1 pseudogene is annotated in these 422 nt (G+C 77.3%); it reads left to right on the top strand.

Annotated features, from left to right (window positions below):
- Positions 1-330 (top strand): annotated as a pseudogene (locus N869_RS18270) (type IV toxin-antitoxin system AbiEi family antitoxin domain-containing protein); the annotation flags it as partial.
- Between the last annotated feature and the right edge of the window lie 92 nt (positions 331-422).

Below are 422 nucleotides of genomic sequence, written 5' to 3' on the forward strand. Positions count from 1 at the left end.
CACGGGCTGCCGGCGGGAACGGCCCAGGCGCGCAACCGCGTCGACGGGCGGTGGATCCGGGCCGACCGCGTGTACGAGGGGCGCGGGGTGCGGGTCGAGCTCGACGGGAGGCTCGCCCACGGCGACGCCCGGCGCGGCGACGACACCTGGCGTGACAACGCCGTGCGGATCGAGCTCGGCGACCTCACCCTCAGGTACGTGTGGGAGCACGTCGCACGGTCCCCGTGCCGGACCGCCGCCCAGGTCGCCGCCGCGCTCACCGCCCGCGGCCACCCCACGACCCCCACGACCTGCGGCCCCACCTGCGCACTGCCCCCCGCCCCAGGATGAACGGCGACGGGGAGCACCTGGTGCGCATGGCGCACAGGGTGCTCCCCGTCGACGGCGGCCCGGTGGTGGGGCCAGGAGATCGGCCCGATGGT

It is taken from the genome of Cellulomonas bogoriensis 69B4 = DSM 16987, assembly GCF_000767165.1.
GTDB classification, from domain to species: Bacteria; Actinomycetota; Actinomycetes; order Actinomycetales; family Cellulomonadaceae; genus Actinotalea; species Actinotalea bogoriensis.